Source organism: Nocardia sp. NPDC059154, from assembly GCF_042755705.1.
Classification (GTDB): domain Bacteria; phylum Actinomycetota; class Actinomycetes; order Mycobacteriales; family Mycobacteriaceae; genus Nocardia.
The window spans coordinates 186,162-195,261 of record NZ_JBHZCS010000005.1; the positions used below are offsets into that span (position 1 = coordinate 186,162).

Annotated in this window: 8 protein-coding genes; 7 read left to right on the forward strand and 1 reads right to left on the reverse strand. The window is 68.7% G+C overall.

The window, feature by feature from the left end:
* The first annotated feature begins 147 nt into the window (after positions 1–147).
* Positions 148–969, forward strand: coding sequence for a crotonase/enoyl-CoA hydratase family protein (locus ACFXN1_RS07210; protein ID WP_379435538.1), 822 nt, complete (start codon positions 148–150; stop codon positions 967–969).
* 86 nt (positions 970–1,055) lie between these two features.
* The gene (locus ACFXN1_RS07215) at positions 1,056–2,711 is read left to right on the forward strand and encodes an MDR family MFS transporter (RefSeq protein ID WP_379435536.1); all 1,656 of its coding nucleotides are present in this window, start codon (positions 1,056–1,058) and stop codon (positions 2,709–2,711) included.
* 65 nt (positions 2,712–2,776) lie between these two features.
* On the opposite strand, the gene ppa is transcribed toward ACFXN1_RS07215, so the two are convergent.
* On the reverse strand, positions 2,777–3,268 hold the full coding sequence (gene ppa, locus ACFXN1_RS07220) for an inorganic diphosphatase (RefSeq protein ID WP_379383333.1): 492 nt from the start codon (positions 3,266–3,268) through the stop codon (positions 2,777–2,779).
* Positions 3,269–3,401: 133 nt separating this feature from the next.
* Here ppa and dacB point away from each other — a divergent pair, with 133 nt between their 5' ends.
* From dacB to ACFXN1_RS07245, 5 genes are all read left to right on the forward strand, one after another.
* Positions 3,402–4,862, forward strand: a complete 1,461-nt coding sequence (dacB, locus tag ACFXN1_RS07225; protein ID WP_379435534.1) for a D-alanyl-D-alanine carboxypeptidase/D-alanyl-D-alanine-endopeptidase — start codon at positions 3,402–3,404, stop codon at positions 4,860–4,862.
* A gap of 13 nt (positions 4,863–4,875) precedes the next feature.
* A complete protein-coding gene (locus ACFXN1_RS07230) occupies positions 4,876–5,949 on the forward strand; it encodes a zinc-dependent metalloprotease (RefSeq protein ID WP_379435533.1) in 1,074 nt (357 codons plus the stop codon).
* Positions 5,950–6,043: 94 nt separating this feature from the next.
* The gene (locus ACFXN1_RS07235; RefSeq protein WP_379435576.1) at positions 6,044–7,048 is read left to right on the forward strand and encodes an ATP-binding protein; all 1,005 of its coding nucleotides are present in this window, start codon (positions 6,044–6,046) and stop codon (positions 7,046–7,048) included.
* 42 nt (positions 7,049–7,090) lie between these two features.
* A complete protein-coding gene (gene hpt / locus ACFXN1_RS07240; protein WP_354831477.1) occupies positions 7,091–7,648 on the forward strand; it encodes a hypoxanthine phosphoribosyltransferase in 558 nt (185 codons plus the stop codon).
* Positions 7,649–8,024: 376 nt separating this feature from the next.
* Complete coding sequence (locus tag ACFXN1_RS07245; protein ID WP_379393517.1) at positions 8,025–8,912, forward strand: LysR family transcriptional regulator; 888 nt, start codon at positions 8,025–8,027, stop codon at positions 8,910–8,912.
* Positions 8,913–9,100 lie beyond the last annotated feature (188 nt).

Consider the following 9,100-nt stretch of genomic DNA (forward strand, 5'->3'; position numbering starts at 1 on the left):
TCCAGACCTCACACACGGGATGGGCGAGTTGTGCGGACCCGCTAATCGTCCGCCGGAAAGTGGTTCGAAAATACTGGGACGCAGCAGATTTAGCACAGGATTAACACCGGCCCGACACGCCCCCGGCACCCCCGATACGCTGGACCGATGACCGAATGGAAGGCTTTCGAGGTCGAAAGCAAGGACCACATCGCCCAGGTGACGCTCACCGGTCCCGGCAAGGGCAATGCCATGGGCCCCGACTTCTGGCGCGAACTGCCGCTGATCTTCGGCGAACTCGACGCCGACCCGGACATCCGCGCCATCGTGCTCACCGGATCCGGCACGCACTTCTCCTACGGCCTGGACCTGCCGGCGATGAGCCCGCTGTTCGGGCCGCTGCTGGCCGACAGGGCGCTCGCCGGGCCGCGCACCGACTTCCTCAGGCACGTGCGCAGCATGCAGGACTCGGTCACCGCGGTCGCCGACTGCGTCAAGCCGGTCATCGCGGCGATCTCCGGCTGGTGCATCGGCGGCGGACTGGACCTCATCGCCGCCGCGGACGTCCGCCTGGCCAGCGCCGACGCCAAGTTCAGCCTGCGCGAGGCCAAGGTGGCCATCGTCGCCGACATCGGCTCGCTGCACCGGCTGCCGGGCATCATCGGCGAGGGACACGTTCGTGAACTCGCCTACACCGGCAAGGACATCGACGCGGCCCGCGCCGAGAAGATCGGCCTGATCAACGACGTGTACGCCGACCAGCAGGCCGTGCTGGACGCCGCCCACGCCATGGCGCGCGAGATCGCCGCCAACCCGCCGCTGGTGGTGCAGGGCATCAAGGACGTGCTCGACCAGCCCAAGCGCGGCAGGATCGCCGACGGGCTGCGCTACGTGTCGGCCTGGAACTCGGCGTTCCTGCCGTCCGAGGACCTCACCGAGGCCATCCAGGCGGTCTTCGAGAAGCGCCCCCCGGAGTTCAGGGGGAAGTGACCCCAGGGGGTTTCCGGCCTCGTAAAAGGACCCCATGCCTCCGGTTCCCGGCCTATCGTTTTGGGCGAGGGACCGGAGGTTTGACCATGGCTACATCCGAGGTGGGCGAGTCGACCGGTGCGGGCGGCTTCACTCATCGCGAAATAATGGTGATCCTCAGCGGGCTACTGCTGGGCATCCTGCTCGCGGCGCTCGATCAGACCATCGTGTCCACCGCGATCCGCACCATCGCCGACGATCTGAACGGGTATTCGCTGCAGGCCTGGGCGACCACCGCGTATCTGATCACCGCCACCCTGGCCACGCCGCTGTACGGCAAGCTCTCGGACATGTACGGGCGCAAGCCCTTCTACCTCGCCTCGATCACCATCTTCGTGACCGGCTCGCTGCTGTGCACCTTCGCGCAGTCCATGTACGAGCTGGCCGCCTTCCGGGCGCTGCAGGGGCTGGGCGCGGGCGGGCTCATGTCGCTGGCGCTGACCATCGTGGGCGACATCGTGAGCCCGCGCGAAAGGTCCAGGTACCAAGGGTATTTCCTGGCCGTGTTCGGTACCTCGAGTGTGATCGGGCCGGTGCTGGGCGGGCTGCTCGCGGGACAGCACAGCATTCTCGGGATCGCGGGCTGGCGCTGGGTGTTCCTGGTGAACGTGCCCATCGGCCTGTTCACCCTGGTCGTGGTGACCCGGGTGCTGCGCCTGCCGCCACGCGAGAAATCCCGTGACCGCGTGGACTACTGGGGCGCGCTGGCGCTCATCATCGCCATGAGCCCGCTGCTCATCGTGGCCCAGCAGGGGCGCGAATGGGGCTGGGACAGTGCGCGATCCATCGTCTGCTACCTGATCGGCGCGCTCGGGGTGATCGCCTTCATCCTGGTGGAAGCCGCGCTGGGAGAGGCCGCGCTCGTCCCGCTGCGCATCTTCGCCAACCGCACCTTCGCGCTCGGCGTGGTCATCTCGTTCGTGGTGGGCGCGGGCATGTTCGGCGGAATCCTGCTGCTGCCACAGTATTTGCAGGCAGATCGGGGTGCGAGCCCGATGCTGGGCGGGCTGCAGATGATCCCCATGGTGCTGGGCATGATGATCGGCTCGGTGGTGTCGGGGCAATTGATCTCGCGCACCGGGCACTACCGCGTCTACACGCTGCTGGGCTCGGCCATGATCACCATCGGGCTGTTCCTGCTGCACTACCTGAAGGCAGATACGGCGTTCTGGATCGTGGTGCTGTTCATGCTGTGCGTGGGCTTCGGGCTGGGCAATCTCATGCAGCCGCTCATCGTGGCGCTGCAGAATGCGTTGCCGCCCAAGGACATGGGCGTCTCCACGGCTGCCGCCACCTTCTTCCGGCAGATCGGCGGCACGCTCGGCGCCGCGGTGTTCCTGTCGATCCTGTTCGATCGGCTCGGACCCAATATCCGCGCGCAGCTGCTGGAAGCGGGCAAGGACCGCAGGTTCCAGGACGCCGTGGCCGCCGGGGCGCACGACGGGAATCCGGCGGATATGGCGCTGTCGCAAGGATTTCTGAAGCACGACACCTCGGCGGCGCAGGGGGTGCTGAACGACAGTTCGGTGATCCAGAAGCTCGATCCCGTTCTCGCACACCCGTTCAAGGTGGGATTCGCGGAATCGCTGTCGACGGTCTTCCTGACCACGTCCGCCGTCACCCTGCTGGCGTTCGTGCTGGTGGTGTTCTGGAAGGAAGTCCCGCTGCGCACGACCGCCGGGCTCACGGCCGCTGCCGAGTAGGACGGGGGATTCGGGAAAACGAAAGGGGCGGAGCGGAATCCGCGCCGCCCCTCGTCAGCGGGAGCTCAGTGGCCGCCCTGCTCCTTCAGGCGAGCGTAGGCCTCGTCGACCAGCTTCTCGGCCTTTGCGCGGCCCTCCCAGCCCTCGACCTTGACCCACTTGCCGGGCTCCAGGTCCTTGTAGTGCTCGAAGAAGTGCGCGATCTCCTTGCGCTGGAACTCCGGGATGTCCTCGACGTCCTGGATGTGAGCCCAGCGCTTGTCGCCGGCGGGCACCGCCACCAGCTTCTCGTCGATGCCGGCCTCGTCGCTCATGATCAGCACGCCGACGGGACGGGCCTCGACCAGCACACCCGGGAACACCGACTCGGGCAGCAGCACCATGCAATCCAGCGGATCGCCGTCGCCGCCGAGGGTGTTCTCGATGTAGCCGTAGTCGGCCGGGTACATCATCGGCGTGTACAGGTAGCGGTCCAGCCGAACGCGTCCGGTCTCGTGATCGACCTCGTACTTGTTGCGCTGACCCCGGGGGATCTCGATGGTGACGTCGAACTCCACGTCATCTCCTTTTCGGTGGGCGGTATGGCTGCCGACTCGCCAGCTCGTTCAAGGGAACGACTGCGCAACGAGGATAGTGTGGACCGCGGTAGAGCCATCAGCCCCACCACAGGTATCAGGGAGACAGCGGCAGGTGTTTGGTCGGAACAAGCAGAACATCGGTGGTCTGGAGGCCAAGCGGCGGCGCAGAACCTGGATCGTGGTGTCGTTGGTGCTGGTCGTCGTCGTGGCGGCGGCCGGGGCGGTGGCGGTGATCCTGAAGCCGTGGACGGAGGAATTCCGGCACGGGGGGTTGACGATCGCCGATCCGCCCGCGCCCGTGAAGCCGATTCCGCAGGTCGCGCCCGCCCCGGTGACCGCGCCCGCCGCCTCCGCGAACGGGCTGGCCGCCGCGCTCGGACCGGTGGTCGGCAATCCGGACCTCGGGATCTTCGCCGCCTCGGTCTCCGACGGGGACACCGGCAAGGTGCTGTGGACCATGGACCCGGACAAGGGCATGATCCCGTCCTCCACCGCCAAGATCCTCACCACCGCGGCCGGGCTGCTCGCCCTGACCGACGATCACCGGATCACCACCAAGGTGGTGACCGGCTCGGCTCCCGGCGAGATCGTGCTGGTCGGCGGCGGCGACCCGACCATCACCGCGCAGCCGGACGGCAAGGGCTACTACCCGGACGCGCCCCGACTGCAGGACCTGGTCGCCCAGATCAAGACCGCCGGGCAGCGGGTGGACTCCATCGTGGTCGACACCTCCGCGTACGCGGGCCCGAACTTCGCGCCCGGCTGGGACAACGCCGATATCGCGGGCGGCTCCATCGCACCGCTCGACCCGGTCATGATCGACGGCGGCCGCCTCGACCCGCTGGTCGAATATTCGCCCCGCACACCCACTCCCGCCCTCGACGCGGGCCGGAAGCTGGCCACCGAACTGGGCGTCGATCCCGCCAAGGTGAAGCTGGGCACCGCCCCGGCGAGCGCGAACCAGCTGGCCGCCGTGCAGTCCGCGCCGCTGCGGGAACGCATGCTGCAGGCCATGGTGCACTCCGACAATGTGCTCGCCGAGGCCATCGGCCGTGAGGTCGCGGTGGCGAGCGGGCAGGAAGCCTCCTTCACGGGCGCGGTGACCGCCATGACGACCGTGCTGCAGGCCGCCGGATTCGATCTGACCGGCCTGAAAATGGCCGACAACAGCGGGCTTTCGACCGACGACCACATTCCTCCGCGCCTGCTCAACCGGGTGCTGACCGTGGCCGCGTTGCCCAACGGTACTGTCCCGCAAGGCAATTCGACCGTCGACCCGGCCGCGACCAGCACCGACGGCTCCCCGCTCGCGCCGCTGCTGGACTTCCTGCCGGTGGCCGGCGGCACCGGCTCCCTGGCGACCCGCTACGTCGACCGGGATCGCGACGGGGCGGGGTGGATCCGGGCCAAAACCGGAACTCTGTCGGTCTCGAGTGCGTTGGTGGGTTATGTGCTGGACCGCGACGGACGGGTCCTGACGTTCGCCTTGATGTCGAACGATCGGCCGCCGGAGGCGAGCCGACCCGCGCTGGATGCCGTCGCCAACGCACTGCGCAACTGTGGCTGCTCCTGACGGGTGGATGAACATGACCGGATCCGAAAACCCTGTGGCCCCGGCTCGCACCCGGACCAACCTGACCGGTGTCGTGGACTGGAACGTGGCCGCCCGCACCGGCGCCGCGCTGGTGCCCGCCGGGCCGCGGACATCCCGGTACTCGGCCGAACACGCGGTCGCCGAACTCGCCGCCGCCTCGGTGCGCGCCAAGGGCCCGGTCCGCGAGGTCAGCGGTCTCGACGACGGGTCGGTGGTACCGGATGCGCTGATCGTGGACCGGCCCGGCTGGATCCACGCCGCCGCCGAATCCATGGCGCAGCTCACCGGCAGCGGCGTGGAACCCGGGGAGAAGGGCAAACTCGTCGGCAAACCGGCCGGATTGCAGGCCGGGGCCATGCTGGCGTTTCTGTCGACGGCCATCCTCGGCCAGTACGACCCGTTCACCGGGCCCGACGGCACGCTGCTGCTGGTCGCGCCCAACATCATGGCGGTGGAACGCGCACTCGGCGTGCCGCCCAGCGACTTCCGGCTCTGGGTGTGCCTGCACGAGGTCACCCACCGGGTCCAATTCTCTTCCGCCCCTTGGATCGCCGGCTACATGCGCCGCAATGTCGAGGTGCTCGGTGAGGCGGGCGACGAACCCCTCGCCGACATGCTGGCCCGGCTCGTCGACGCCGTGAAGGAGCGCCGCCGCGGCGGCGACGACCCGGCCGGCGGCGTCATCGGGCTGCTGCGCGCCACCCAGGCCGCGCCGCAGCGTGAAGCCCTCGACCGCCTGCTCATGCTCGGCACGCTGCTGGAGGGCCACGCGGACCACGTCATGGACGCCGTCGGACCCGCCGTGGTGCCCTCGGTCGCCCGCATCCGCGCCGCCTTCGATCAGCGCCGCAAGCGCCCCGCCAACCCCATCCAGCGGCTGCTGCGGGCACTGCTCGGCATGGACGCCAAGGTCGCCCAGTACGTGCGCGGCAAGGCCTTCGTCGACGAGGTCGTCGACACCGTCGGCATGGCACGGTTCAACACCATCTGGACCGACCCCGAAACCCTGCCCCGCACAGACGAAATCGGCGAGCCGCAGCGCTGGGTCGCCCGCGTCCTCGGCTGAGCCGTTGCCACCGCACCGTGCCCCGAGGCCCGCGTGCGACGATCAGAGCGTGAACGATCGGCCCCGGCTGCCCGAGACGCCTGCCGCACTGGAGATGCGGCGCGCCGTGCGGGAATGGCTGGGACGGTACGTGCCCGACGGGGTGGTCGCCGTGGCCCTCTCGGGTGGGGCGGATTCGGTCGCGCTGACGGCCGCCGCCTGTGCGGAGGCGGACGTGGTGGACGCCCTGACGGTTGATCACGGTCTGCAGGCGGGGTCGGCGGAGGTGGCCGCCGCGGCGGCCGCGCTGGCGTCGAAGCTGGGCTGCCGGTCGGCGCGGGTACTGACCGTGACGGTCGAGCGTGCCGGGACGGGCCCCGACATCGCCGATCGCGACCGCCCCGCGGGCCTCGGCGACCGCGCGGGCAAGGCTCGGTACCCGGGTGGTCCGGAAGCGGCGGCCCGGCGGGCCCGGTACGCGGCGCTGGACCAGGCGCGGCAGGGATTGCCGGTGTTGCTCGGGCACACGCTGGACGATCAGGCCGAGACGGTGCTGCTCGGGCTCGGGCGCGGGTCGGGGGCGCGGTCCATCCGGGGGATGCCGGAATTCGATGCGCCGTGGGGTCGGCCGCTGCTGGGGGTGCGGCGGAGCGTGGCCCGCGAACTGTGCGCGGATCTGGGGATCACGCCCTGGGAGGACCCGCACAACAGCGCGCCGGAATTCACCCGGGTACGCCTGCGACACGAGGTGCTGCCGCTGCTCGAGGACGTGCTCGGCGGTGGCGTGGCCGCCGCGCTCGCGCGCACGGCAGCGCACCTGCGGGAGGACGGGGAGGTGCTGGACGCGCTCGCCGGAGAGTTGCTGGCAGCTGCCCGGGACGGTGACGGGCTGCGAATCGAGATGCTCGCCACTGCCGCACCCGCGGTCCGCCGCCGCGTCATTCGCGAATGGTTGCTCGAGCGTGGCGCAAAATCATTGACGGACAGCAATTTACGGGCGGTCGAGGCGCTGGTCACACGGTGGCGGGGCCAGGGCGGGGTCGCGGTGGGCGGTTCGCCCAGTGGGACGAGGTTGGTTGCCGCGCGTGAACATGGCAGGCTCATACTCGGTTCGGAGTGAACCCGGATTCGGGTCGACATCACTGAAGGGAAACCAGCGGACGTGTACGGGGACGACATCGCGTCGGTGCTGATCAGCGAGGAACAGATCGCCGACAAGGTCGAGGAACTGGCCGAACTGGTCGCCAAGCGCTATCCCGCCGATGCCCCCGAGGGCGACCTGCTGCTGGTGGGCGTGCTCAAGGGCGCCATCTTCTTCATGACCGATCTGGCCAAGAAGCTCACCGTGCCGACGCAGATGGAGTTCATGGCCGTCTCGTCCTACGGGTCCTCCACCTCGTCCTCGGGCGTGGTGCGCATCATGAAGGACCTGGACAAGGACATCGCCGGGCGCAATGTGCTGATCGTCGAGGACATCATCGACTCCGGCCTGACTCTGTCGTGGCTGCTGCGCAACCTGTCCAGCCGCAACCCGGCCTCGCTCGAGGTGGTGACGCTGCTGCGCAAGCCCGACGCGCTGCGCACCCAGGTTGACGTGATGGCCGTGGGCTTCGACATCCCGAACGAGTTCGTGGTGGGCTACGGCCTCGACTACGCCGAGCGCTACCGTGATCTGCCGTACATCGGCACCCTGGACCCGAAGGTCTACGGCGGGGAGTAACAACACTCGAGGATCGAAACGAAGGCCGCTACCGGTTACCGGGAGCGGCCTTCTGCGTTGATGTGACGAAACTCACTCGGTGGGCTGGTTTGGGGCGTGGGCCGGGGGGAGTGGTCGTTGCTGGATGTCAGCGCCCGGGTCGAGCGGGAATCGGGCATGGGCCGGGTTTATGTGTAACTGCTGGTCAAGTGTCCGCTAGGGGGTGGGTGGGTGAGCGTCGGTGAATGGCCAGGAATTCGCGGGTCCGGTTAACGGAATGTTTCAGGGGAGTCCTATGCTGTCTGTAACAAACCTGACGGCTGTTTTCTGATCCAGTTGCAAACTTTTGGGTCAGATGCGGCTGGAAAATCAAGACCGATTCTGATAGCAAGGGGCTATGGACCCGCATTTGCGCGACCTGCGGTATTTCGTCGCCGTCGCTGAGGAACTGCATTTCACCAACGCCGCTCAACGGCTGCACATCGCACAACCCACCCTGTCACGACAGATCCGTCAGCTGGAGCGCCAGCTCGACGTCGTGCTGTTCGACCGCAACCAGCGCAGCGTGGCCCTGACCGTCGCCGGCAAGGAACTCCTCGAAGGCGCGCGGAAGATTCTGGAACTGTGGGAAGTCACCAATGTCGCCCTGCAGGAGGCCGGTGAGGTGCTGCGCGTCGGCATCCAGTCCTCCATCGGCCGCGGCCTGATCACCGACCTGGAGAGCGCCAGCGGCCACCGGCTCGCCCTGCACTCCGCGTCCTGGACCGACCCGTCCAGCGGGCTGGCCGGCCGTCAGGCCGACCTCGCGCTCATGTGGCTGCCGGTGCCCGACACCAGCCGCTACCGCTGGCAGGTTCTGCGCACCGAACCGCGCTGGGTGCTGCTGCCCGAGAACCACGCCCTGGCCGGCCAGGAGCAGATCGACTTCGCCGACCTGATCGACGAGCCCTTCATCGCCATGCCCGCCGAAGCCGGTGCGGCACGGGACTTCTGGCTCGGTGCGGACGCCCGCGGCGGCCGCCAGGCCAAGATCGGCGCGGAAGCGGCCACCGCCGAGGAGCGTCTCGAGGCGGTCAGCCTCGGCCTGGGCGTGTGCCTGCTGGCCGAGAACAATGTCCCCATGTACCGCTGGCCCGGCCTCACCGCCCGCCCGGTCGCCGGCCTGGCCCCCTGCGAACTGGCGGTGGCCTGGCGCGCCGACGACGACCGCCCCACCATCCTCGAGTTCGCCGTCCGCGTCCTCGACGGCGGCTTCGCCGAGAAGGAACCGGTCGCGGCCCAGTAGGCCCCGGCCCGGACCGGTCGAAACGGGCGGCGGCAGAGGGTCGGAGGTTGCCGCGGTCCGTCCGGGAGTACGGGATCGAGACAGAAGAACAGCGGGGTGTTCCCGAACGAAGCAGGGTTGTTTTTTTTTCTCACGTGTTTTTCTTTTTCCCTGCGCACGTTTCTGCGTGTTTTTCCGGAGGAAACACC

Excerpts from the sequence above, each read along its gene's own strand:
- ACFXN1_RS07235 (WP_379435576.1), top strand. The coding sequence starts at position 6,044 with ATGCGGCGCGCCGTGCGGGAATGGCTGGGACGGTACGTGCCCGACGGG.
- ACFXN1_RS07215 (WP_379435536.1), top strand. The coding sequence starts at position 1,056 with ATGGCTACATCCGAGGTGGGCGAGTCGACCGGTGCGGGCGGCTTCACT.
- ACFXN1_RS07230 (WP_379435533.1), top strand. The coding sequence starts at position 4,876 with ATGACCGGATCCGAAAACCCTGTGGCCCCGGCTCGCACCCGGACCAAC.
- ACFXN1_RS07245 (WP_379393517.1), top strand. The coding sequence starts at position 8,025 with ATGGACCCGCATTTGCGCGACCTGCGGTATTTCGTCGCCGTCGCTGAG.
- ACFXN1_RS07210 (WP_379435538.1), top strand. The coding sequence starts at position 148 with ATGACCGAATGGAAGGCTTTCGAGGTCGAAAGCAAGGACCACATCGCC.